The 26,229-nt window shown below is 60.5% G+C and carries 14 protein-coding genes; 2 read left to right on the top strand and 12 right to left on the bottom strand.

Going from position 1 to position 26,229, the window contains the following annotated elements:
- Positions 1–41 precede the first annotated feature (41 nt).
- The 8 genes from HHL09_RS19745 to HHL09_RS19710 all read right to left on the bottom strand — a co-directional run bounded on the left by HHL09_RS19745 (position 42) and on the right by HHL09_RS19710 (position 7,149).
- Positions 42–1,052: a sulfate/molybdate ABC transporter ATP-binding protein gene (locus HHL09_RS19745; protein ID WP_169456349.1), complete on the bottom strand. Its 1,011-nt coding sequence runs from the start codon at positions 1,050–1,052 to the stop codon at positions 42–44.
- A 27-nt stretch (positions 1,053–1,079) separates the two neighbouring features.
- Positions 1,080–1,919 (bottom strand): sulfate ABC transporter permease subunit CysW, encoded by an 840-nt coding sequence (cysW, locus tag HHL09_RS19740; protein WP_169456348.1) that lies wholly within the window; start codon positions 1,917–1,919, stop codon positions 1,080–1,082.
- Between the two features lie 4 nt (positions 1,920–1,923).
- Positions 1,924–2,745 carry a sulfate ABC transporter permease subunit CysT gene (cysT, locus tag HHL09_RS19735; RefSeq protein ID WP_169456347.1) on the bottom strand — a complete coding sequence of 274 codons (822 nt, stop codon included), beginning with the start codon at positions 2,743–2,745 and terminating at the stop codon, positions 1,924–1,926.
- A gap of 64 nt (positions 2,746–2,809) precedes the next feature.
- Positions 2,810–3,832: a sulfate ABC transporter substrate-binding protein gene (locus tag HHL09_RS19730; RefSeq protein ID WP_169456346.1), complete on the bottom strand. Its 1,023-nt coding sequence runs from the start codon at positions 3,830–3,832 to the stop codon at positions 2,810–2,812.
- An 89-nt stretch (positions 3,833–3,921) separates the two neighbouring features.
- A complete protein-coding gene (locus tag HHL09_RS19725; protein WP_169456345.1) occupies positions 3,922–4,935 on the bottom strand; it encodes a sulfate ABC transporter substrate-binding protein in 1,014 nt (337 codons plus the stop codon).
- 38 nt (positions 4,936–4,973) lie between these two features.
- Positions 4,974–6,071 (bottom strand): porin, encoded by a 1,098-nt coding sequence (locus HHL09_RS19720; RefSeq protein WP_169456344.1) that lies wholly within the window; start codon positions 6,069–6,071, stop codon positions 4,974–4,976.
- A gap of 321 nt (positions 6,072–6,392) precedes the next feature.
- Positions 6,393–6,584: a YezD family protein gene (locus tag HHL09_RS19715; RefSeq protein ID WP_169456343.1), complete on the bottom strand. Its 192-nt coding sequence runs from the start codon at positions 6,582–6,584 to the stop codon at positions 6,393–6,395.
- Positions 6,565–7,149: an RrF2 family transcriptional regulator gene (locus HHL09_RS19710; RefSeq protein ID WP_169456342.1), complete on the bottom strand. Its 585-nt coding sequence runs from the start codon at positions 7,147–7,149 to the stop codon at positions 6,565–6,567. The genes HHL09_RS19715 and HHL09_RS19710 overlap by 20 nt, the downstream gene beginning before the upstream one ends.
- A 959-nt stretch (positions 7,150–8,108) precedes the next feature.
- Between HHL09_RS19710 and HHL09_RS19705 the strand changes: the two genes are divergently transcribed.
- Both HHL09_RS19705 and HHL09_RS19700 read left to right on the top strand, forming a co-directional pair.
- A complete protein-coding gene (locus HHL09_RS19705; RefSeq protein WP_169456341.1) occupies positions 8,109–10,694 on the top strand; it encodes a PSD1 and planctomycete cytochrome C domain-containing protein in 2,586 nt (861 codons plus the stop codon).
- Between the two features lie 31 nt (positions 10,695–10,725).
- Positions 10,726–12,078: a DUF1501 domain-containing protein gene (locus HHL09_RS19700; RefSeq protein ID WP_169456340.1), complete on the top strand. Its 1,353-nt coding sequence runs from the start codon at positions 10,726–10,728 to the stop codon at positions 12,076–12,078.
- A 99-nt stretch (positions 12,079–12,177) separates the two neighbouring features.
- Here the strand turns inward: HHL09_RS19700 and HHL09_RS19695 are convergent, their stop codons facing one another.
- The 4 genes from HHL09_RS19695 to HHL09_RS19680 form a co-directional block, all read right to left on the bottom strand.
- Positions 12,178–13,566, bottom strand: a complete 1,389-nt coding sequence (locus tag HHL09_RS19695; RefSeq protein ID WP_169456339.1) for an FAD/NAD(P)-binding protein — start codon at positions 13,564–13,566, stop codon at positions 12,178–12,180.
- A gap of 53 nt (positions 13,567–13,619) precedes the next feature.
- On the bottom strand, positions 13,620–14,129 hold the full coding sequence (locus HHL09_RS19690; RefSeq protein ID WP_169456338.1) for a CNNM metal transporter family protein: 510 nt from the start codon (positions 14,127–14,129) through the stop codon (positions 13,620–13,622).
- Between the two features lie 75 nt (positions 14,130–14,204).
- Positions 14,205–14,939: a hypothetical protein gene (locus tag HHL09_RS19685; RefSeq protein ID WP_169456337.1), complete on the bottom strand. Its 735-nt coding sequence runs from the start codon at positions 14,937–14,939 to the stop codon at positions 14,205–14,207.
- A 144-nt stretch (positions 14,940–15,083) separates the two neighbouring features.
- Positions 15,084–26,228, bottom strand: a complete 11,145-nt coding sequence (locus HHL09_RS19680) for a filamentous hemagglutinin family protein (protein WP_169456336.1) — start codon at positions 26,226–26,228, stop codon at positions 15,084–15,086.
- Position 26,229 lies beyond the last annotated feature (1 nt).

Below are 26,229 nucleotides of genomic sequence, written 5' to 3'. Positions count from 1 at the left end.
TCTTCCCAGCAAGGATTTACCCCTCGCCCGATGAAGCAAAATCACTCCGGCTTGCTGCTATCCTTCGGCTTGCTCGAGTCCTTGAGCTCGGGGAAACGCAGCCCGACGATATCGCCATTCTCCAGCGCCATCTCCTCCACCTGCTCGCGGGTCGCCCAGACCTCCACCTCGCGGCGGCTACCGTTCTCTGGAACCACGCTAAGACGAGCAAAGGGACCCGCCACGAAGAGGTGACTCACGCGGCCGGCAAGGTGGACTCCTTCTTCGGCGGCGAACTTCAGCTCGATCTCGTGCGGGCGGACATAGCGGCCGTCGTCCAGCTTGTTCACCTCGCCGAGGAACTCGTAGACGAAAGAAGTACGAGGCTCATCGTAGATCTTCTGCGGCTTGCCCGTCTGCTCGATGCGGGCATTGCGCATCACCACCACCTGGTCGGCCAGCTCGAGAGCCTCCTCCTGGTCGTGGGTCACGAACAAAGTGGTGAGGCCGATCTCATCGTGGAATTGGCGGAGCCAGCGGCGCAGATCCTTTCGCACCTGGGCGTCAAGCGCGCCGAAGGGTTCGTCCAGGAGCAGGACCTTCGGCCGGATCGCGAGGGCGCGGGCAAGGGCGACACGCTGGCGCTGGCCACCGGAGAGCTCGTGCGGACGGCGCTTGTCGAGACCGTCGAGCTTCACGAGATGGAGCAACTCCTTCACGCGATCGTTGATCTCGCTCTTCGCCGGACGTTTGGAGCCGGGCAGCACCGTGAGGCCGAAGGCGATGTTGTCCGCCACGGACATGTGCTTGAAGAGCGCGTAGTGCTGGAACACGAAACCGACGCCGCGCTTTCCAGCCGGGACATCCGTCACGTCTTCGCCGTGGAAAAGCACCCTGCCACTCCCGGCATCGGCATACTCCAGACCGGCAACGATGCGCAGCAGCGTCGTCTTTCCGGATCCGGAAGGACCGAGCAATGCCGTGAGCGAGCCATCAGGAACCTCGAGCGACACATCATCCAGCGCGGTGTAGGTGCCGAAGGTCTTGTGAATGGATTGGATGGAGACGGACATGACAGGAAAGGGTTTCGGAGCGGAAAATCAGTGCCTTCTCTTGGAGGAATGGCCGGTGAAATGTTCGACGGCGGTTTTGAGGCCGAGGGTCACGAGAGCAAGAAGAGCCAGCAGGGCCGCGCAGGCAAAGGCCGCGCTGAATTGATATTCGTTGTAGAGCACCTCGACATGCAGCGGCAGCGTGTTCGTCTTGCCACGGATGTGGCCGGAAACCACCGACACGGCGCCGAACTCGCCCATCGCACGGGCATTGCATAGCAGTACGCCATAGAGGAGGCCCCACTTGATATTCGGAATCGTGACTTTCCGGAAGATCTGCCAGCCGTGCGCGCCGAGCGTCACCGCCGCCTCTTCCTGATCGCTTCCTTGGCTTTCCATCAGCGGGATCAGCTCGCGGGCTACGAAGGGAAAGGTCACGAACACCGTGGCGAGAATGATACCCGGCAGCGCGAAGATGATCTCGATATCATGCTCCCGGAGCCAAGGCCCGAACCAGCCCTTCAGGCCGAAGAGCAGGACGAAGACGAGACCGGCGATGACCGGAGAGACCGCAAAGGGAAGGTCAATCAGGGAGAGCAGGAAAGAGCGCCCCTTGAACCGGAACTTCGTGATCAACCACGCGGCGGCCAGGCCGAAGACCGTATTCAGCGGCACCGAAATCGCGGCCGCGAGAATCGTCAGCTTGATCGCCGAAAGCGCGGCATCCTCCGTAAGCGACTTCACGAAGACATCCGCGCCACGGCGGAAGGCCTCGATGAACACTGCAGCCAAGGGCAGCAGCAGGAAAAGCGTGAGAATCACGAAGGCCAGCCCGATGAGAAGCCAACGGACTGGAGCAGATTCTGTGGTGACCGGTTTGTAAGCCATCGGTTCAGCGGGACTGCCAGTTCAGGCGGCGTTGGAGAAGGTTGATCAGGAACAGAAGGCCGAAGGAAACGATCAGCATCCCCGCCGCGATCACTGCGGCTCCCTCATACTTGTATTGCTCCAACTGAGCGACAATCAGCAGCGGCAGGATCTCCGTCTTCATCGGCAGATTGCCCGAGATGAAGATCACCGAGCCATATTCCCCGATCGCGCGGGCGAAGGCCAAGGTGAAGCCAGTGATCAAGGCCGGCACTAGCAAAGGGAAAATCACCCGCCGGAACGTCGTCCAGCGGTTCGCACCGAGGCTCGCGGAGGCTTCCTCAAGCTCCGGCCCCAGATCCTCCATCACCGGTTGCACCGTGCGGACCACGAAGGGAAACCCGATGAAGGTCAGCGCGATGAACACACCAAAGGGCGAGTAAGCGCCTTTGATCCCCCACTCGGCCAGATACTTCCCGATCCAACCGGTCGGCGCATAAATCTGTGTGAGGGTGATGCCCGCCACCGCCGTCGGCAGGGCAAATGGAAGATCCACGATGGCATCCAGAATCCCTCGTCCCGGGAACCGGTAGCGCACCAGCACCCATGAGACGAGCAAGCCTAACACCACGCTGACTCCGGCAGCCGCGGCGCTGGCCCCGAAGGTCAGCTTGGCTGCCGCCAGCACTCGCGGCGAGGTGAGGATGCTCCACCACTGGGCTGGCCCCAAGCCCGCCGCCTTGATGAACAAGGCGGCGAGAGGGATCAGGATGATGAGGCTGAGCCAAGTGATGGTAATCCCCATCGACAGGCCATAGCCGGGAAGGACGCGTTGCTTCTTCGCCATTCGGATCAGTGAATGCGGCTAGCCTGATCAAACAGGAGTCATTAGGGAAGCGGAACTCGTGACTTTACTTCGCGCCGTAGGCCTTGTCGAAGGTGCCGCCGTCGTCGAAGTGGGTCGCCTGCGCCTTCGCCCAGCCACCGAAGTCCTTGTCCACGGTCACCAGCGGGATGGTCGGCAGCTTGCTGCTGAACTTCGCCAGGATCTCGGCCTTCCGCGGACGGTAGAAGTTTTCACCGGCGAGGGTCTGGGCTTCATCCGTGTAGAGGAACTCCAGATAGGCCTTCGCTGCTTCAGCGGTGCCGTGCTTCTCCACATTCTTCTCCACCACGGCCACTGGCGGCTCGGCCAGGATGCTCAGCGAGGGATAAACGATGTCGGTCTTGCCGGGGAATTCCTTCTCGATGAGATAAGCTTCATTTTCCCAGGAAAGGAACACGTCGCCAATCTCGCGCTGGGCAAAGGTGGTGGTGGAGCCGCGGGCACCGGTATCAAGCACCGGCACGTTCTTGAAGAGCTTCGTGATGTATTCGAGCACCTTCTCTTGGTCGCCACCGTATTGCTTCTCCGCCCATGCCCATGCGGCCAGATAGTTCCAGCGGGCACCACCGGAGGTCTTCGGATTCGGAGTGATCACCTGGGTGCCATCCTTGATCAGGTCACCCCAATCCTTGATTCCCTTCGGATTGCCCTTGCGGACGACAAAGACGATCGTGGAGGTGTACGGAGAACTGTTGTCCGGCAGCTTCGCCTGCCAATCGGCGGGCAGGAGCTTCGCTTCGCGGGCGATCACATCAATGTCACCGGCGAGAGCCAAGGTGACAACGTCAGCGGATTGGCCATCGATCACGGCACGGGCCTGCTTTCCAGAGCCGCCGTGGGATTGGGTGATCTTGATGTCCCCCTTCCCTTCATCCTTCCACTTCTTCACGAAGGACTTGTTCACCGCTTCATAGAATTCGCGGGTCGGGTCATAGGAAACATTCTGGAGCTCCAGAACGCCGCCGGCACCAGCCGACTTCTTCTCGCCGCAACCCGGCAGTGCAAACAGGGCAGCCAGGGCGAAGGGGATGATGAGACGTGCTTTCATGGTATCTACTTGGTTTGGATGAATCTTGAATCGATAAGAGAACTGGAACTGCTGCCCACCCGGCGGGGCATCACGACTTCATGCCGGGATCATTTCGCGTAAATCTGGTCGAAGATGCCGCCATCGGCAAAGTGAGTCTGCTGCGCCTTTGGCCAACCGCCGAAGTGATCGATGGTGACGAGTTCGATCTTCGGGAAAGTGGCCGCATATTTGGCCGCAGCCTGCGGGTCGCGGGGGCGATAGAAGTGCTTGCCCGCCAGATCCTGCCCCTCGGGCGTGTAGAGGAAATCGAGATAGGCTTTCGCTGCGGCGGTCGTGCCCTTCTTCTCCGTTGTCTTCTCGACCACCGCTACCGGCGGCTCGGCGAGAATACTCAGGGAAGGATAGACAATCTCGGTCTGGCCCGGGAATTCCTTCTCGATGAGATGCGCCTCATTTTCCCAAGAGATCAGGACGTCACCGATACTCCGCTGTGCAAAGGTGGTCGTCGAACCGCGCGCGCCGGAATCCAGCACGGGCACGTTCTTGTAGAGCTTCGAGATGAAGTCCTTCGCCGCAGCCTGATCGCCGCCGTTCTGCTTCTCAGCCCATGCCCATCCGGCGAGATAGGCCCAGCGGGGGGCTCCGCCTGTCTTCGGGTTCGGGGTGATCACCTGGGTGCCGTCCTTGACCAGATCACCCCAGTCTTTGATCCCCTTCGGGTTTCCCTTCCGGACCACGAAGACGATGGTGGAGGTGTAGGGCGAGCTATTGTTAGGAAACTTCGCCTGCCAATCCTCCGGCAGCAGCCCGCTCTCCTTGCTGATCATGTCGATATCCAGCGAAAGCGCCAGTGTGACGACATCGGCGGGTTGGCCATCGATGACCGCACGGGCCTGCTTGCCGGATCCGCCATGGGACTGAGTAATCGTGATCTTCCCCTTCCCTTCCGACTCCCACTTCTTCGCGAAGATGGCATTCACCTCTTCGTAGAATTCGCGGGTTGGATCGTAGGAGACATTCTGAAGTTCAAGCGTGGTGCCGGAGCCTTTGCCTTTTTCTCCGCAGCCCGGCAGAACGATAAGCGTTGCCAGGATAGCGGGCAGGAGTGCGTGAATTTTCATGAGATGAGAAAGGAAAGGCTCCGGTTGTCGTCAGCGCTTCAGAAGTAGAAGCGGATACCCGTGAGCCAGGTGACACCTTCGTAGTCGCCACCATTGCCACCACCGTCGAGGTGGGCGTATTCGCCACCGGCCATGAGCTTCAGCTTGTCGCCGTAGATGAAATACTGTGCGCCCAGGTAGAGGGCATGGTATTCATCACCGCGGCCTCCGCCGGTGAGAAAAGGCGCTTCGCCTTCGTAGCGATTCTGACGGATCACGCTGTCCGGACCATCGCCGGTGGTGAAAGAATAGCGGCCGACCAATTGAAGGCGCTTGGGAATGATGTCGTACATCGGCTGCACGAAGAAGCCGAAGACATCACCATCCCTGCCCTCGCCGCCGGAGCCGCTAAAGCCCTCCACTACCAAAGCCCACGGACCCTGCTCGCCCCAGAAAGTGGCGGACACCAAGTCATCATAGCGGGTGAGCAGGTAGTCATCCTTGTCGTGCCCGCTATGGATCCAATCCAAGCGGAAATCCGCCTTCTCCCAGCCGAAGCATTCCTTCGCATCGTAGCCGACACCGGCACCAAAGCTGTAAGCACCGCCGAACTTGCCGAACTCCTTGTCGGAGTCATTCGAGTAGCCACCCACCTGCCAGGAGAAATCACCTACCTTGCCCTCTGCCGTCAGGCCCAGCATGCGGTTCACGCGAAGCTGGTTGAAAACCTGGGAACTATCGAAGGTTTGCTGGAGATCGCTCGATTGCAGCCAATCGAAGTAACCGATCAGGGGCTTGATGTGACCGACGGTGAAGGTGAGATCGGAAGTCGGCTTCCACTTCACATACGCGTCTTCGAGACCGTTGTAAAAGGGGTCGAAGTTATCCGTGCTCTGGAAGGTCGCACGGACCTCCAGCTTCTTCTCGAACATCTTCGCATCGAAGCCGAAGCGGAAGCGGCGGTCTTCCCATGCATCCACGTCCCCTTGATCCGAATCCACCCAGTAATACTGGCCCTGGTACTTCCCGATCAGCTTGAACTCCTCCAGCAGCGGATTCTTGTCGTTCTTGTAGAGAACGAAATTGCTCCACAGCTTGTCGAACATCGCGGTCTCTTCCGCCGATGGCGTGCTGAAGGGATCGAAGTCGAATGCCATGCTGGTCGGGGGGATAGCAGCGAGGGCTCCAGTGACGAGAAGTCGCGGCGCTTTGGATCTCGTGAATACAGACCGGCCGGCAAGAACGGAAGACTTCCGCACTCCCGTGGCCCGGGTAGTGTTGGTGTTCATGTTGGTTTTATTTTCCCGCTGGAGAGAGGCGGCGCCCTTATGGTGTGGGTTGCTCGACTCGGGGAGATGCCTGAATGGCAGTGGAAGGAAGGCCGTGTTTGCAGCCTGTTCGGTCAGTGGATCTGAAAACGAAGCGGGACCGGATCTTGTCCCGCGATGTGAAAGTGATGGAACGTGGCTGCGGATTGCTCAGCCTTGTTCGTCGGATTTGGTGGGAAAGCGGGTCTTCTCCAGGCTTTCGACCTGGGTCACCCGTCCTTCATGGACGATGATCTGGACGGAGCCGAAGCGCAGGTCTTCGACCTTTTTGCGCACGACCTCGAGCCAGTCGGCCTGCAGGTTTTGGTCTGGTTTCAGACGATCATTGGTTCTGGTGTTCATCGCTCGGAGCGGTAACAAGTTGGGAGAGTCCTTCTAGGAAACCGTCGGCAGGATTCGCCTTGCCGCGGACTTGGGGTGCATTTGTCTTCGCGCCTGCGTGAGTGGAGAAAGGTGGTGCCACTCCATCGCGGCGCATCTTGCGCAGGGTGACTTCGACCACTTGGGCCAAGGAGTAGCGATCAAGGATGTTGGCAATCGCATTGCGCACATCGATCATCAGCATCCGCAGGCCGCAGTGATCTTCATCGGGGCAGGTACATCGCTGGTAGGCGAACTCGCTGGCGCAGCAGATCGGAGCCAGCCGTCCATCCATCCGTCGGACGATGTCACCGATCCGGACCTGCTCCGCCGAGGTGGCCAGCGCGTATCCGCCCAGCTTCCCTCGCTTCGTTTCCACCAGCCCGGCCTCCCGGAGCTCCTGGAGAATGCGCTCGATGAATTTCAGCGGCAGCCGGTTCGCATCTGCCAACTCCACTCCCGACACCACGGGAAGCCCCATTTCAGTGGCGATCCCGAGGTGAATGAGTGCGCGCAGAGCATATTCGGCTTTCTTGGAAAGGTGCATCGGCGAATGTTGACCGCAAAGTAGGGATTAAAAGTAGAGGGTCAAGCGGGTTTTTCTCAATATTGCGCAATACGCTTATATCCAGACAGCAACGACTCGATCATTGAAGTATTGCCGGAAATTTCGTCGAGAGAACCCTTGCTTGGGAGAGCTCGATTCGCGGCCTTCGAAAGGGCAACCGAGATGAGCCTCCCTAGCGAAAATCCATCCCATTCGAAAACATAACCAGCTATAATTAAGAGATTTACGACCAAAAATCCCTACCAGACCCCTTGAGCTGACCTCTGCATCCCGGAATCAAAGCCGTGGAAAAATCATGATTCTATCATCAACGCAAAACAAACTCACCCTCAATCAATTAACCGAAAATCAAAGCCACCCTCAATACCTGACCGAGAACTCAAATCGAAAAAACCTCTTGAAATCCCACCATCCTATCTTCATTAGGTTTCCTGTCAGCCGCGAGCAGGATTCCGGGAAGGAGTCCAAGTAGCGATCCGGCGACCCCGTGCAGGGGAGCAAGTTGACATGGTGCTGTTTTTCTTTGTGGGACGGATTCTTTCCGACCGGAACGGCGAATTGAAACCAACTCTTCTGCAGCCGATGACCCGTACTTCCATTGCTCGACTTCCCGACTCAGCCCCGACCCGTTGTCGTGCGATCCGATGTCGCGAGGCTTGGGCCGCTTGAGTGATCCGCCGTAGCGATCGCTCCAGCCTGACCGCCCGGGATAAATCTGAAGATTCCCGGCACGGTCGCAGGCTCATCCCAATCGACCCTTCTTCAGACGAAGTATCCGTCTGCTTTGGAGGATCATGCCTTCGCGCAGAGGCCTGCCGGGCCTCCTAACAGCTTCTCCGCTCGGTGGCGGGTTGAAAGGACGCGGACCGTGGGAACCGGTTTTTCCCTCGGTCCGTGTCCGCCCCTCTCACCGTGCTCTTCCTGGACCCATTCTCACCATGCACCGTCGTCTTTCTCTCGCACTTGCTCTTTATCTACCCGCCATCGCCCGGGCTACGGCTCCCGATCCCGCCGACCTCGAGTTCTTCGAAAAGAAAGTCCGGCCGATCCTTTCCGAGCACTGCTATGGCTGCCACTCGGCCGACACCAAGGCGGCGGGCGATCTGCGTGTGGATGACTTCAATGGTCTTCTCAATGGTGGCAACAATGGTCCGGCAGTGGTTCCCGGAGATCCGGAAAAGAGCCTTCTGATCCAGCGCATTATTCATAAGGAGGACCGCCTGTTGATGCCTAAGGAAAGCGCCCCGCTTTCCGAAGCGCAGATCGCAGATCTGAGGACATGGATCTCCCGTGGAGCCGCTTGGCCGTTTGAGAAGATCCCGGAAGACTTGGGCAAGGTCACTGCGAAGTACGAGAAGCTTCGTAAGACCCACTGGGCATGGCAACCGCTGGTGAAGCCTTCCGCACCTATCGTCGGCGATCCCTCGTGGCCGAAGGGAGAGATCGATCACTTCGTCCTCGCAAAACTTGAGAAGGAGAAGCTCCCGCCCGTGAAGGATGCCGACCCCGTTACCCTGCTGCGGCGCCTCACCTTCGACCTTACCGGACTCCCGCCAGCACCTGAAACGATCGAAGCCTTCGCAAAGGACCCCTCCCCCGCGGCCTACGAAAGGGAGGTGGATCGCCTGCTTGGTTCTCCTGCTTTCGGAGAGCGCTGGGGCCGCCATTGGCTCGATGTCGCCCGCTATGGAGAATCCACGGGGCCTTCGAGAAACATCCCCTACCCTCACGCATGGAAATACCGCGACTACGTGCTGGATGCGGTGAACCGCGACATTCCCTTCGATCGCTTCATTCAAGAGCAGATCGCCGGTGATCTCCTTCCCGCGGGCAACAACGATGAACGTGACCGATTGTTGACTGCCACCGGCTTCCTCGCCCTCGGCGTGAAGGATGTGAACCAACGCTTCAAGGTCCGCTTCCAAATGGACAACGTGGATGAGAAGATCGACACGGTCACCCGCTCCACCCTGGGACTCACCGTCAGCTGCGCACGCTGCCACGATCACAAGTTCGATCCTGTCCCGATCACCGATTACTACTCCCTCGCCGGAATCTTCACCTCCACCGAGGATGGAGCAGGCGTCCGCAACAAGATGGGAGGCGGCGGCCTGGACTACTACGATTCCAAGAATCTGATCCGCCTCTCCACGGAGATGCCCCCGCCACCCGCAGAGGAGGTCGCAGCCCTCGAAGCAAAGGTGGCGGAGACCAAGAAGGAATGGGATGAAATCCGGGGCACTCCCCGTGGTCTGAAGCCCGGCAAAAACGGCCAGCCAACTCAACGCCCTTTCCGGCTCCGCTACGAACGCGCTCAAGCCGACCTGCTCGCCCTCACCGATCCCGCCGCACGCGGCTATGCGGTCCACGGCGTACGCGAGGCACCCAAGATCGCCGACACGCAGGTGCGCATCCGTGGCGAAGCAGAGCGATTGGGTCCAGAGGTCCCGCGAGGCTTCCTCACTGCTTTCGAGGTCCCGGGAGCGCCATCGGTCAATCCTTCGCAAAGCGGTCGCCTGGAGCTGGCCAAGTGGATCACCAGCCCGCAGAATCCGCTCACTCCCCGCGTGATTGTGAATCGTGCTTGGCTCCACCTCTTCGGGCAAGGACTCGTCCGCACGGTGGATAACTTTGGCACGACCGGAGACCAGCCCTCCCATCCCGAACTGCTGGACTACCTCGCCTCCCGCTTCATTGAGGAAGGCTGGTCTACCAAGAAGCTGGTCCGCGAACTCGTGCTGACACGCACCTATCAGCTCGGCTCCGATGCACCGGAAGCTCACGAACTGAAGGATCCCTCCAACCGTTTCCTGTGGCGACACTCGCCACGCCGGATGGCCACGGAGGAAATCCGCGACGCGATCCTCGCGTCAAATGGACAGCTTCATCCGACCGCGGAAGATCCCGCTGTCAAAAAGCTGCGCATGATCGAAATGCGCGACAACGGCCAGGAGGCGAAAGGTGTGCAGGACCAAGCCGACCGCGAGCTCGCCCGCAGCATCTACCTACCGCAGCTCCGCGGCGTGATCCCGAAAGCGCTCGAAGCGTTCGATCCCGTTTCGCAGACCCTGGTCACCGGACAGCGGGATGCCACCACCGTCCCGGGGCAGGCGCTCTTCTTCCTCAATTCGGCCTTCGTTCGCGGCCAAGCCCTTTCCTTTGCCACGGCTCTGAAGTCAGACACGCGTCCTCAGGAAGAGAAAGTCCGTGATCTTCACCTTCGCATCTTCAGCCGTGATGCGTCGCCCTCCGAGATCGCACGGGCAAAAGACTACCTCACCTCCTATGCCTCAGGCTGGGAACCCGATTCAGACGAGACCTCGGCACCACAGACAGTCTTGGCCTCAAACACTCAGGACGGAGGCAACGTTGCAGACGCTGCCCAAGCGAATCCCGACGACATGCCACGCACCGACCTTACCGCAGTGGACAAGAAAGTCACGGCTCCCGATGCCGAGTCCGCCGCTTGGATGACCTACATCCAGGCGCTCTACGCCTCCGCTGAATTCCGCTTCGTCCGCTGAACGCACCTTCCATCATCCCTACTCGATATCCATGAATCCCTTCTCCAATAACCCTTCACGCCGCTCCATTTTGAAGTCTGCAGGCGCAGGCTTCGGCTATCTCGCACTCGCCGGCCTGATGGGACAGCAGCGCGCGCTCGCGAATCCCCTCATCCCGAAGCTTCCGCATTTCAAGCCACGCGCCAAACGCATCATCTTCATCTTCATGGAAGGTGCGATGTCGGGGATCGATACCTTCGACTACAAGCCAGCGGTTCAAAACAACGATGGGAAGACGGGTCCCGGCGGTGGTCGCGTGACCGCTTCGAAGTTTGCCTTCAAGCAGTATGGCGAAACCGGAAGCTGGTTCTCCGAACTCATGCCGAATATCGCCACGCACGCCGACAAATTCTGCTGGCTGCGTGGACTCCACACCGACACGCCCGCGCACCCGCAGGCCGTGGTGCAGCTCCACACCGGCAGTGCCAACGCCGCACTCACCCGCCCCAGCATGGGAGCGTGGCTGCTCTATGGTCTCGGCACCGATAACCAGGATCTCCCCGGCTACATCACCATCAATCCTTCCCCAAACTTCGGGGGGACGGTGAACTACGGCAGCGCCTTCCTTCCCGCGCACTTCCAAGGCACGCGCATCACCGACGCGGGCTTTCTCGCGAACCTCAAGGCCTCGAGCGAAGCCTCGCTCCAACGCAAGCAGCTCGATCTCGTGCAATCGATGAATCGCGATCTGGCAGCGTCACCCGGAGCCCCGGATCCCGTGGATGGCATCATCGCCTCCTACGAACTCGGCTTCCGCATGCAGGACAAAGTGCCCGCCCTGCTCGATATCTCGAAGGAGCCGCAGCACGTTCGTGATGCCTACGGAGTAAAGGACGGACCGGCGGGTGCCTTCGCACGCCAGTGCCTCATGGCGCGCCGCCTCAGCGAGGCCGGCGTGCGATTCGTCGAGATCTGCCAGCCCGGTTGGGATCATCATAACAACCTCCACAAGGGGCTCATCGAGCGCTGCGGCAATGTCGACCAACCAACTTCCGCCTTGCTCGCCGACTTGGAACAACGCGGTCTCCTGGAGGATACGCTTGTGCTCTTCGGTTCGGAATTCGGACGTCAGCCAACCGCGCAAGGACCCGACGGCCGTGATCACAATATCACCGGTTACTCCATGTTCCTCGCGGGCGCAGGCGTGAAAGCCGGCTATACCCATGGCGGCACCGATGAATTCGGCATCAAGGCGGTGGAAGGCCAGATGCACACCAACGATCTTCACGCCACCTTGCTCGCACTCATGGGTCTCGACCATGAAGCGCTCACCTATCCCTATGGCGGCCGCGACTTCCGTCTCACCGACGTGGCCGGAAAGGTCGCTACCGAGATTTTTGCCTGAGGCAGTTTCCCTGCGGTTGTGGTAACCAGAAAGCAGAAATAAGTCAGGGGTGCCATTGTGGCACCCCTGACGCGTTTCATCCTTCCACGGAAACTCAGGTCAAACCGCCAGAGCCTCGGGCTTGCGACTACCCTCAAGCTCGTTCGCCAAGCGGGCCGCCAGCGCTGAGGTGTGCAGGCGCAACTCAGGGATCGCCGTCGCTTCAAAGTAGCGCGCGCGCAGCATCGGCCCGGTCACATAGAGCCATTCGATTGGGAAACGGTCGCGGCCGATCGCCCGGTAATCGGCATGGATCTCCGCCCCAAGACGGAGCTCATCCGGCACCAGGAAGCCGCGGCGCAGCAGATTCGTGATCAGCGGATGCTTGATCGTGGTGATGTCGCGAGCCGGGCCGGTGGCATCGATGATGTGATCCGCCTCGAGCCAGCGGGTGACCGCAGCCCGGTTCCGCGGGGCAAGCCCCAGGCGAAGCCGCCCGCCCTTGCTTTCGACCGAAACGATCGTACCGCGCTTCAGATCCAGCTTCCCTTCGTCGATCATCGTTTGCAGTGCATGGAAAGTGGCAGGGGCACACTGGTGGCGATGCACCTCCCAGAAGGGACTGATGAAGCGCAGGAACTTGCGCCGATCCTTCACTGACATCTCTTGCCACAAAGAAGGCGTGGCAGGCCGCAACGCCGCAAACACATCGCGCCAGTCGCCGCCCTCCGCGCTATGATTGGTAATCGCCCGACGGAAGAGCCGCAGGCTGCGGCGCAAGTCGGAGTCCGGCAGATCATCCAGTTCCGGCGGCGAAACCGGCGATGCCTTCTCGTGAGGACGTGGCAGCAAGCCATTCCGCGAGATGGCGTGAACGGCCGCCGGTGTTCCGCGACGCTCGAGCTCGAGCACCGCATCGATCATTGTCAGGCCAGTACCGATCACGAGGACCGTGTCTCCCTGCTTCACCTTGTCGAAACTCGCAGCCAGCCGGGCAGGCAAGGTGTGTTGTGCCCAGATCGATCCCGAGAACGCCGATCCCTGGTGCCCCGTGGCAAGCACCACCCGCGCGCACATGAGCGCCGTCTGATCCTTCAAGGTCAGCACGGCGACGCTGCTACCGGGATTCGTCTGGATATCGATCACTGCACGATGATCCACTCGCAGGTTCGGGCTATGCTTCTGCGTCTGCGCCAGACAGTCCTTGATGTATTCCCCGTAGATCCGGCGAGGGAGGAAATCATCCGGCGTTACCTCATCCCCCAGCACCCGCAGGGCGTAGTGATAGAAATGGTCAGGCTCGTCCTGATAGGCGCTCATCCGGCGCGCCGGGATATTCAGAAGCGCGTGTGGGTCATCACGACGGTACGCGAGGCCGGGACCGACATCCCCGCTTTCCTCAAAGAGGATTACTGGTCGGTCCGGCAACCGCAGCGCGAGATGGATCGCAGTCAGCGTGCCGCTGAAGCCGCCACCGATGACGGCGATGGGAGTGGTGGAATGGGACATAACGACGATTGTAGTATGATTGGTATAGTATCTTTCGAAATCAAAGCCCGCCTCTAACCGCGGACGCCCAACAGCGTTTCGATCACGTCATCCATGGTCACCCAGCCGACGTTCGAGCCATCCTTCTTCACCAAGGCGGCGATATCCTTCCGATCGAGAAACCCGGTGAGGAGCGGGGTCACCGGGCTACTGGCTTCGACCTCTTGTAGAGGGCGAATGTGGCGGTGCCAGTCGGGATCCCCTCCTTCGCCATCTAGCAGCTTGTCGAGCAGCAGGTCGCGAAGGCAGACGTAGCCCGTGAGTGAATCAAAGGATCCGTCAGAGCTGACGGGATAGAAGCGGTGGTAGGGAGCCCCCAGGTCCAACAGGTTCTTTCGGAGCGTCTTGCCGGCATGGAAGGTCTTCACCTTTCCGGCTGGAACCATCAGGGTCCGGATCCGGCGTGCCGAGAGTGTCGCGGCGTGAATGATCATGATTTCCTCCTGGCGGTGAATCGCCTCTGCGGAACGGGCTTCGCCTGCCCGCGTGATCAGGTCCATGATGAGATCGCTACGCTGGTCCATGGTATCCGGGCTTCCGGGAAAACGGCATGCCGATGACCCGATCAAAGCCACCGGCATGCCCGGATAACAGACAAATCAAGACAACTGGCGCAGCGCCTTCCGCCCACGGCGGTTCACGCGTGCCTGGGCGTGAATGATGCGCACCAAATAACGCGCCACTGCATGGATCGACCGAGGATCCGTCCATTCAGCGGGCACAAGGAGTCGCAATTGCCAGCGCTCGTCAGGACGCGCAGGCCGCACATTGAAAGTCCCAGGCACCGCAATGCGCCCGCGGATCGCCGGGATGGTTCCGCTCACCGCTTCCAGTTCGCGGTAGAGAGCCGGGCTAATCTCGCCCGCCAAGGTGAACTCCTTCACGTCGGCAGCTTGCACTTCGATCAGGCCATCGGAGGCCTGTTCCTTGAATCGCTCGCCAAGCTGTTCGAGAAGATCCCATTCCTCGCGCGCCGGGGCATCCTCATCCAGTTCCAGCGCTACCGGATTGGCCACCGGCAACATCCGCAACACCGAGTTTCCAGCTAGCCGCGGGTGCTGGGTCAGGATCTCGATGAATTGGAGAAGAACCTGCGACGCCAATTGCGATGTCGGCTCATTCCAGCCGATCAGACCGACTACAGGACGATCCTGCCCGCTCTTTCCGGGACCCACGTGATTGAAGACCGGAGCACCGTATTTGAAGCCCATGAAGTAGATCGGAAAATCGATCCTTCCCGTGAGGTGCTCGGAGAATTCGCAATGCTCCACGTACCCTTGGAGCAGGCTCCGGAGGTTCTTGCGCAGGTCGGGATGCAAGGTCGTGATGTGCATGGTTTTTATTTGGTTGGTTTTGAGCAAAAGCGGATCTGTAACCCGCACGCCTATTTCCTACCTACCAGTGTATTTTAATTCGTCGAGGGAAAATTTCCCGCCCCGCATCTTCCCGACCCGCGGCCTGGTGCCGGAAAATCGATCTTAGGGAGTCTCTTCTTCCTCCTCTTCGTCGTCGGAACCTCCGTAGCCTAAGACCTCTACGGAGATCTCGGATTCCGGCTCCTCGATGACGGTCTCTGTTGCCTCTGCCTTAGCTTCGGGAGCGGGCGCAGCCGCTGTTTCGGAGGTGGCAGCGGCAGCTGTTGCCGCGTTGGTGACGGTAGCCACGCTCGGTGCCGAGGGTGCGGAAGGAGTTCCACTGCTGGAACCGCCCACCGAAATATTCCCCGCATTCACCACTTGGTTCGCCGAGATATTGAGATTTCCGGATACCCGGATGCCGGCATCACCCGCATCCACCGTGCCTTCCGGTGCAACAAGATCCACGTCACCAAGCGGCACGCCAGCTACCGTCGCCAAGGCACCAATGCCACCCCCGGTCGCAAGTCCTGCGAGGTCGGTCTGCACCGAAGCACTCTGTGGATCGATCAGCACTCGAGTCGGCGGCGCAGAGGTCACGGTCTTCGACGACGAACCGGCAGCGATGTCCCCTTCCGTGGACCAGATCACCTGGTTTCCACCCCGCAGAGTGAAGATACGGCCGATGCCGATGTTCACGTCATTCTTGGCAAAGGTGAAGATGTCACCCCCGCTCTCCGTGATGATCCCTGGAGGTGAAAGCGGATTGCCAATCGCGGTATTCGCAAGCGTCAGGCCACCGCCTGGCGTCAGCAAGTTGATCGCGCCCCCCCGTGTCGTGCGGATGCTCCGGCCACGCGTGAGAATATCTCCCGGCACCGGATTCTCGCCGAAGAGCACCTTGATTGCTTCCAGCGCGGTATCGTAGTTGCCATTCATCGCGTAGTTGCGGCCGGCATCGCGCAGGATCAGATAGAACACACCCAGTGCCAGGCGAGCCTGCTCCTCATCAGCCAGCGAAGCGAAGTCGACACCGGGAGCCAGCTCCTTGAGGTAAGCCTCTCCTTGTGGACTGTTCACGTACTCCGCAATGAAGGAGGAGAAATCGAGCGAGCTATTCGCCAAGGAAGTCGCATCAGTGATTCCCGCGCCGACAATCAGGTTTGCACCATTGCCCGGAAGCGCGGGGTTTCTCGCATTGCCGATGCTGCTGATGCCAGCTCCCGTGCCATCTGCCAGTTCAGCTCCCGCACCCAGATCCAGGTTGCGACCGGCCAGCACTTGGAGAGTGCCCGGGCCCGAGATCTGGATATCGCCCGCATTCGCCGGACTGTCGTTGTTCACCACATTCCCGCTGGCACCGGCGAGCAGGCGCAGCAGCGAGTTCGCATTCGAAGGAATGATATCCCGGCCTGCGGCGACCACGCTGGTATCGCTGGAGCTCAGGTTCTGGAGATAGAAGGCCACGTCCGTGATGTCCCGGGCCGCGTAGATCAACGCCGCCTTCGGCGAGAAGAGCGTCAGACCGGAAATATCGCCGCTTCCGGCATAGAGACGCACCGGCTCGTCATCATCGCGATGCAACAGGCCCGCGGCATGCAGCGCCTGCTTCACCTGTAGGATCGCCTGAGACCCCTCGGTCGCTCCGGTTTCACGGAAAAGCCGGTTTACGGACTCCAGGAAATTCCCCCGGGTCGAGCGCGCTTGGTTCGGATCGTAGCCAACCAACGAGGTATAGCCGAAAGGCGAGGCAATGCCCGGAATCGCATTCGGATCCGCATCGGAGACGTTGATGCGGGAGCTACCCCAGGAGCCGCTCGTGCCATTGAAGGTTACCCGTCCATTCCGCTGCAGGCCGTTGATCGCACCTCCTGCAAGCAGCTCGAGATTTCCCGTGGCGGATGGTGCCAGGGTGAGATTACCCACCAGGTTGATGTTGCTGCCGAAGGAAGTGACATCGAGCGTCGGCGGCAGCAGCGAAACAACTGTCCGGAAGGAATCCACTGACGTTTCTGCGAGGCGCAGCCAAGGCTGATAATAGGAAGCCGATGCTGGATTCGAGCGAAGCACCTGCTGGCGGTCGATCCATGCCCAAAGGATCGGCGAGATGCTTCCCGCACCGGACGCCGGCAAGGTAGCCCCTTGACGAAGCGTTACACTGCCTCCCACGGAGGCAACACTGACGCTACTATCCTTGTCGTAGGTGCTGAAGTAGGACTTCTGCCAGAAGGTATTGTTGATCCCGGGAGGCAGCAGGAAAGGATTTGCCACCGGCCCGAGCAGCAGATCGCCCAGCGAAGTCACGTCGAAGCTCCCCTTGCCGAGGAACAAGGTAGTGGGCAGCCAAGTGCTCGAGTCGAAGGTATTGGCAGTCCCACCGAGCTGCGGGATGGAGGGTGAACGTGTGGAGTTCGTCACGATGCTGCCGCCCGCTTGCAGGCTGCCGCGACCCCGCTCCACGTAGTAAACGCCAGCGTCGATGTTGTTTCCGGCACGGACGATCAGATCTCCGCCACCCAGCTCCACCATCTTGGAAGCATCGGGCCTGCCCTTCGGCATGCGGGCATTGGTAGGGATCACCGCATCCACATTGTTGACGTTGTTCCCCGCCACCAGCGTCACATCACCTCCGCCAAGCGCACCGATGCCTTGGAAGAAATTGCTGAAGTCCACCCACCAGGTCGTCGAGGCTTCGTCTCCGCCTTGCGAATTGCCGAAGGTCCCGTCCGCTTCCACGTAGCCGCGGCGATAGAGCCAGTTGTTCGGAAGCTGGCGCTGGGAATCGGCGATGACCACATTCTGGTTCGTGCGCGAGATGTGCTCGATATCCAGTCCTGCAAAGATCGAGACATCGCCCCCCGCCATGCTGTATTGCGGGGCATAGGGCTGCGGCTGCTGGTTCGCGCCCAGCGTGACCGTCCCTTGGCTCTGATCCAGCTTGGGCAGGTCAAAGGTGCCACCCATCGTCAGATCCGCCACCACCGTCCCCGCGGTGTAGATCGTCGCGAAATGGTTCTGAAGCTGCACGCTACGGCCCGCGTGGATATCGATATCCCCGGTGCCGGTGCGGATCACCTGATAGCGGTTCGCCAACGCTGCTGCCGTCGTGGCGCTGGTGCCCGGATTGTTAGTGGTCGAGCCGTTGCTGTTTGAGAAGTTATTGGTGTTGTTCTTTCCAAGGATGAGCGAGCCGGCATTCGCAGCCAAAGCCTCCACGGATTGGGTCTTCCCGAAGTCCGTCGAGCTGAAGTCCGCACCCGATACCAGTCGATATGAATAGCTCCGTGTATTGGTTGGCAGCAAAGTATTCCCGGGAAGCAGCAGCGAGTTGTAGGTCGCGAGCTCGAAGCCATCGCTGATCGTGTTGTAGAGCGTGAGATTCCCGGAAGCACGGAGGGTGAGCACACCCGCGGCGCTCTTCGTACCGAAGCGATAGCCTGCAAGATTCCAGTCAGAGGTGCTGGTGGAAGTCGTGGATCCCAGAGTGAGATTTCCCGTGCGGTTGATCACCTCGGCACCCGGTGCGAGCACAAGGATTGAACCAAGCCCCTCGTTATGTGCCAGCAAGCGGTCCGTGATCGTGGCATAAGCGTCGCTCGCGCTGCCTGCCGCGCCGAGGAATGCTTCGCCATCCGCCTTGATCTGGTTCTGGGTCGCCGTGGTGATCGTGCCCGCAGTCCCGGTCAGATCGTAGATCTTGTAACCTTCCACCAAGATCGAGGAGGCACCGGTGATCGTGGAGTCGATCGCTCCCATATTGATCTCCCCGTCTAGCTGCGGCAGGCGAAGGTGGAGCTTGCCACCGAACTTCCCGAGCGCCGCGCTTCCGGCATCCTCCGCCGCCACCGAGAGATCAATCGTGGATCCCTCTTTCAACTTCATCTCGCCAATGCCCGCCACGCCATCGCGTGAAGCACCAGCTTCCAAGGTGATCGCGCCGCCCTTGCCCGCGCTGCTGAAGTTAGTAGCGGAGGCATCAAGCACCGCATCCTTCTCGAGGACGAGATCGCCATTCGCGACCAGACGGATGCTGCCCCCGGTAGCCCCGGAAGCATCCACGGTGCCGCTGACCGTGATCTTGCCCTGGTCTGCAGAGAGCAGGAAATCCCGGGCCACCGAGGTTCCGTCGAGGGTCACATTGCCACCCCGGATGCGGAATTCCTGGCGATTCGTGAAGGATGCCGCACTCAGTTTGGACGCGAGACTTTCGAGCGAAAGCAACCCCGAGGTATCCAGCGAGAAATTGCCGTTGCTTCCTCCCTGCCCCCCCTTGGCCAGCAGGGTGCCATCGAGCACGAAGCCTCCAACGGGATTCGAAATTGAAAGCGAGCCGGCATTTCCTCCGCCCGCATGAGCGGAAAGATCCAAGGTCGCGGACTCCGCCACCACGACGTCTCCCGCATCGGCACCGAGCTTGATGCTGCCCGCGGAGTAGTAGCGTGCGGTATCCCCGAAGATCCGCCGATTGCCCGAAACATCGAGCTTGCCGTTCACCAGCACATCTCCGGTCGTTGCATGCAGCGTGAGATTGCCGCTCTCCAGAAGGATCTCGCCGCCGGCAGAGACAGAGGATCCAGTCAGCGTCAGCGTGGATCCCGGACCGCCACTGGCCAGGCCGCTGGACGAACCACTGGTCGAAGCAAGCACAAGATCACCACCCGCGGTGATGGTTCGCACTGCACCCGCAGCCCCCGTCAGGCGCGGTGCGTCGAGGGTCAGCGCGGATTGCGTGCTGAGTCCTCCCTTTCCTTCGCCAATGATTCCGCGGCTCGCCGCAAGACGCACGTCCGCGTATTGGTTAAGGGCAATCTGGTTGCTGCCAAGCCTGATCGTTTCAGCCGAAATCTCAAGCGTGCCGGAGCTGGCACCAGGGCTTGTGGAGACCGACCCGTTCGGATTCTGCAGCAGCACATCCTTTGCCACCAGACGCGCCGTGCCGCCTCCCTGATCGACACCGCGGATCTCACCCGCGCTAAGAGTGAGATTCGCCAGCGAACTGGAGCCGAAGCTCCCTGCACCGTGAAGATCGATCGAAGAATAGCTGAGCAGGCCCAGCGAGGAGGAAGCACTGAGGGTGCCCAAGAAACTATTATCCAGCACCAAGCTACCAGTTGATGGCACCGCTGCATTCGGATTCAGCATCACACTGACCCGACCGGCTCCGAACGTATAGGCATTCGCGGCCAGCGTGGCAGTGGAATCGAGAGACAATCTGGAAGTGGAGTCGAGAATGATCGACCCTCCGCGGATGCTCGCACCGGCTCCCACCGTCAGAAGCGGCGTCACCGAAGAGGTATTCCCGCTGCGCAAGACGGACGCGGCAGGATTTCCCGAAACGCGGACCAATGCACCGTCACCGACCACCTTCAAGGTATCGGCATTCGACTTCGTCGTGCCCGTGGACGCGAGCTCGGCACCAGGCGCCAGGACCAGTTCGTTCTTCGCGACGAGGATCAGGTCATCCGCGGCCAAGGGCGCGCCATCGTTGTCCACGGTGATCTTGCCACTGCTCACGGTGACCGTGGAGCTGCCGTCGCTATTGCGGCTACGCGTCCCGCCGATCAGCAGGCTCTCAGCACCGAAGGCATTCAGAGCAGTGGCATCCAGCGTGATCGCGCCCGCACTACCGCTGCTGCCGCCATGAGAAATCAGGGTATCGAGCTGCGTGCTGATATCGATGGCGGCTCCCCTGCCCCCGCTGATCGACTTCGAGGCAACTGCACCCGCGAGTTCCATCGATTGCGTGGCTTGAAAGCGTAGGTAACCGGAATCGGTTGGAAGCACCGGCACCGGAGCATTCAAGGTTGCGGCGCTCTGCTTGATGAAGGTGTTCGCGAGGAAGTCGAAGTACTGCGCGCGCTGGCGCACGACCTTGGAGGAAGCCACTTCGAATCGTGTGCTCACCTGCGGCGCGGAGCGATCTCCATCCAGGGAGTTATAGCGGTAGCCATTCACCACGCTGGCACCGCCGGGAAGCTCCAGGGATCCAAGGCCTCCGGCTTGCGAAGCAGTCACCAATACTGCCCCGGGCAGCAGCGCATAGCGCGCGGGCAGCAGCGTGTAATATCCGGCCGCCAGTGTCTTGCTTCCTTCGAGGTAGACCTTGTCGCCAACCGAGAGGCTCCCATTGGTGTAGCCGGAGGCACCCTGAATCAGATTCGAAGCAGAGGTCGAACCATTGTAAGGAGCATAGGGTGCATAGTCCGCACCATAGGCCGGGACGATCGCGTAGCTGTTGGGATTCGTCAGGATATCCACGGGGCCGCCCAGGCCGGATACCCAACGGTCGGCATACAGGTCTCCACCACCTCGGAGATCAATGGTCGAGCCCGCCTCCTGCACCAGATTCCCGCCGGAGAGTGTGATCGCTTTCTCCGGCAAGCCCCCGGCCGTGATGTCCACACCGCGCGGATCGATCCACACCGTGCCATCCGGGCTATAGCCATAGGGCAGCACCAGCGCCTTGCCCGTTTTGGGATCCACCGCAGAGACCGAGGTGATACTACCCGATGCCAGCGTGAGATCCGTAGTGACCGGGAACGGCTTCGTCGTGCCAGTGAGCCAATCCCGAGGGGCCGTTCCGCTTCCATCCCAGCCGAGTGTGATCGTTCCGAAGGGCGCTCGCAGTACGCCGCCCTGATGAATGGTGGAAGCGTAGATCCCCAGCTTCCCCCCTGCGGAATAGGGTAGCGAACGCGAACCGGAGGACTCGATGGTGATCGAGCCCTTTTGCGAACCCGAGCCGTTCTGATAATCGTAGGCGATCAGATTGAACTCGCTCGCCGTGGTCGGATAGATCTGCCCGGCACGTACCTTGAGATCCCCAGCCATGATGAAAGTGCCATTGCCACGCACATCCCCATTCTCCGCCACCAAATTTGCGGCACCGGTACCTTGCAAGCTCAGGCTGCCGACATCGATGTGGCTCGCATTGATATCGAGCGTGCCACTGCCATACGTCGCCGGAATGATGAAGGGCTGCCCGTTGTAGACGATCGGGCTGGTTTCCTCACCGGGCAAGGTCGGCGGTCGGAAGGCCATGCCGAGCGAAACAGCGCCGGCATGAATCGTGAAATTCGATTCGTTGAAGAGTATCCCCTGGTTCGCCAGGCTGACCTGACCGCGGGCATCGATGGTCACGGCCCCACGGGTCTCCAGCACGCCGCTCAAGCTCAGCGAATCGAAACCTCCGCTTTGAAACGAGTCGGCCGCCAAGAAGCCATGTCCTGAACCCAGCGACCCCGTGATCGCTTGACCAATGGGATTCCCCGATACCGGGTTTGCCAGCACCGGTCCGGACTGCGTGAGGGAAAGCGTGATATCGGAGGGCGAAGGAGTCTCCGCCACGCCATAGAAGCGGCCGGACGAGACCGACAGGGTTCCCCCCTCGGCCGAGGCACCTCCGGCGTTGCCCCGCAGAGTCGCGTCGGAGAACAGGAATTGACCGCCTGCCAACGAGATTGATCCCGCATTGCTATCCACCTGTACCGGCACCGTCTGGTTCACGCGCGGTTTGTTCGTCAGGCCGGTACCGGGAATCTTTGCAACCGGATTGGAAACGACGGACGAAGGATCGACATCGAGCGTCCCGCTCGTGCCGGAGACATCCAACGCCGCGCCAGCCGCAGCTACAATATTCCCCGAAACGGAAATGCTGCCACCACCCAGCACGCTGCCGATGCGGCGACCATAGGCATCTGGCTTCAGCACTACCGATCCAGTGGCGGAGAGCACGCTGTTAGATCCGAGGTAGGTTGTGGCCAGAGCCTGGTTCGGATCGCCGAAGATCGCATTGGTATTCGTGCTGCCCGAAACCCGGATAGTTCCCGCCGCGGCATAAATGGAGCCTAGCACTGTGGCGGTGTTTCCCTTCACTTCGACCGTTGCCCCTGGATCGGTGCGGATCACGGAGCCCTCGCCGATCACCACATCACCCCGGTGAAGCAAGAGGCCGGTCGCAGCATCCCGCACGCCGTCCGAGGAGAAGCTGAGGCTCACGGCTTGACGCTCGGATACGTCCGGCGCTCGGCCGTGTACAGCCTCGTATTCACCCAGCAGAAGCCCGCCGCCGGGAGAATTTGCCACCACGGCCAAGCGCTTCGCGATTGGCTCGATGATCGTCCCCGGAGCTACTGACACCGCGGTAAGGCCCGGACCACCGAGACCTTGGAGATTGAATTTGGTGAAGCCGCCTTGGTCGAAGAATGCCGGATCGATGTGAAAGACCCCGGACTGCCCGGCAGACCCTCCCACTTGGATCGCACCGGCTTGCAGCGTTAGGGTGCCGCCCTTCGCGCCGGATATTCCGCGCAAAGTGCCATCGAGCGAAAGCGTGCCGCCCAAGATCGAGCTAACCCTGGGATCCTTGCCAGCAAGGACGGAGATTGCACCCGCATTGCCATAGCGGCCCTTGCCATCCGAATTCATGGCATAGCCTCCGGAGACGTCCACCAGGCTACCCTCTCTCAAATCCGCAGTGTAAGCTTGGATGCTGATGCTGCCCCCGTCCGGGATCGCCGGGGTATCATAGGACGAGGCGTTGCGGTCATCCGTCACAAGACCCGCGGTGCTCAAGGTGGCACCCTCCGCGAGCGTGAAGACGCCCCTCCCCGAGCGATACGCCGGCACTTCGGGGATAGGCTGCGAAAGTGCGACCGCTGCGTCATAGGGCGAGATGTTCAGCGCGGTAAAGGAAAGCGAGCCCCCCGCAGCGGTGACATTGCCTCGGATGTCGATGTTCGAAGCCGTCAGGCTGATCGAGCCTCCGGGCGAAGTCGTGAGATTCTGCCCCTCGGCAACGGTGATCCGGCCATCCTCATTGGTTACCTCCAGATGGCCGAAACCGCTATCGGTGAGGAGGTCCGGCGAAAGATAGACGTTGTTTTTCCGATCCGTTGGAATCGCGGCAGCGTCGCCATTCTCATCGAGGACGAAGTCCCCCACATCCTCCTGCTCGACTCCTTCTTGGAAAACGATATCGAGCGCATCTGGATAGGTGACGAAGTAGTTCGGTGAGACATTCTCACGACCGCGGAAGTGCAGCGCCAACTTGGCGGCTTCCGGCAGATTGCTCGATCCGGGTTCATTCCGGATCTGATTGCCACCCGCCACCGTGTTCCCGCGCAACGTGCCATCCAGCACAATCGCAGGCGCGGTGATCGTGACAGATCCAGCATCCGCGCCTTGCGTATAGCCTTCCTGATAGCGCGTGCCGGCTGGAGCAAGCGCACGGTTGAAGCTCTCCACGACACCCCACTTCGAATGAACCACCGAGGAATTCCCCGTGTAGATCCCGGAATAAACCTGGTCGGGAGTTGCCTGCGAAATATCGACGATCTGGCCATTGCTAACCACCCGCGTCGTCGCAACCACTCCTCCTTGGAAATTTGTCCAGCCACCGGAGACATCGATCAAGGAGCCCTCGCGAACCACCGCGGCATCGCCGGCGGAAATCGAGAGCGTACCACCGGCGGTTGTGAGCTGGGCGACATCCCGCTGCACCAGCCCGAGGTAGCCGATCAAATCAGCCAACGGCGTACCAACCCACTCCCGACCCTCATAGGTTCCGGTCTTCCCGAGATCGACCACGATGGTCTCGCCCCGCAGCTCGCCATCGCGTTGCACCGGTGCCACCGAGAGCTCCGAGCCCCGCAGCTGTAGCTCGATGATATTTTGCAGAACCGAGGCAAGCGCATTCGTGGTCCCTGCCAGATTGATCACCGATCCCTTGTCGAGGAACACCTGACCACCGGTGGAGTAGAAGGTGGAAGTCGGGAGATTCGGAGAATCGACGAAAGCCCACGTGCCTGCATTGATCGAGGCAATCGCATTCGGAGCGAGAAGAATGGAGCCCTCTGCATGGTGAATATTCTTGCCCTGGATATTGATCTGGGACCGCAGTGCCAGCTTCGTACCCACCGCGGTGGCTGCACTTCCGGTCTCCGGCAAAATCTGGATCACGCTGTTCTCACCCAGGGTGACATTCCCGGTGGAGCGCCAGACAAAGGCCGAACCGGTATTGGGGTTCGAAGCCACATAGCCGGGATTGCCCACGGCATCGTAGTTCGCCAGCAAGTCGACGCGGCCATTGAGCGAGACCGAGGTCGTGCTATCGATCACTCCATTCTGCTGGATCGTCTTGCCAGTCAGTAGCGCGCTCGCACGCTGGATCTCGATCAGGCCGCTATTAGTCACCGTGCCCGCATAGGGCGAGAGCGACGAAGCAGGATCGACAACGGCCCCTACAAACACATCAAGACCGCGCAGGGAAGGATCCGAGTTGTTGTGCGCGACAACACCCACCTGTAGGCCCGCGGCAAGGATCACCTGTCCCGAGGCGGAGCTCAACGTTCCGTTATTCGTGACATTCGCTCCCGTCAGAAAGATCCGTCCGCCATTGCCATCCGCGCTCACCGGCGTGGAGATCTGCGCCCCCGCTTGCACGGTGACATCGCCAATTCGGCCTTTTCCGAGACCGTCGAAAAGGAAGACCTGGTTCGGATTGTTGAGCAACCCGTTGGTAACCAGATCATCATTGATTGGCATCGCCGATACCGTCAGTGCACCGGTATTCACCTGGCTGGAGCCGCCGAAGATGATACCGTTGTTGTTGATGATATAGACCTGCCCCTGAGCCTTGATGTTCCCGAGGATCTGCGTCGGATTATCGCTATTGGTGACCTTGTTGAAAGCGATCCACTGTCGCACGTTCGAGCCGGCTGCAGACTGGTCGAAGTTCAGCGTGGTGTTCTTCCCGATGTTGAAGCTCTCCCAATTCAGCAAGGCTTGTTGGGCGGTCTGCTTCACCGTCACCTCCACCTTGGTCCCGTTGGACGTCTGGGTGGGAAGCTCCGCACCCTGCCACCAGGTCGGGTTCCCGGTAAGCGGATCGACATCCACCTTCAAGCCACCACTACCCAGACCATCCGGCACATTCGGCAGCGGACTACCGGTAACAGGATGATTTCCCAAATTGTTCGGCCCGTTGATTGCATTGTTACGGGCCGCAAGCTGCATCGCCCGCACCGCCGCCAGCGCTTGGGTCGTCCGGGCCAGGGTGTCCGTCGTATTGGTGCGGGCCTGATTGGTCGCCGCAGGCGTGTTTCCGCCTGCAGGAGTGGAGTTCGCAGCCGGCGGTGCTGCTCCCGCCTTACCACCACCGCCACGCAGGATGTCCGCCGATGCATGCGACATGAGGACCGACATCCCCAGCGTCATGCGGAAAGCGGTATTGAGCAGGGAACTACGGAGCGTCAGGTCGGTGATCATG

It is taken from the genome of Luteolibacter luteus (assembly GCF_012913485.1).
GTDB lineage: Bacteria > Verrucomicrobiota > Verrucomicrobiia > Verrucomicrobiales > Akkermansiaceae > Haloferula > Haloferula lutea.
Note: the sequence above shows the minus strand (reverse complement) of the source record. Positions and strands in the feature narration are given on the sequence as shown.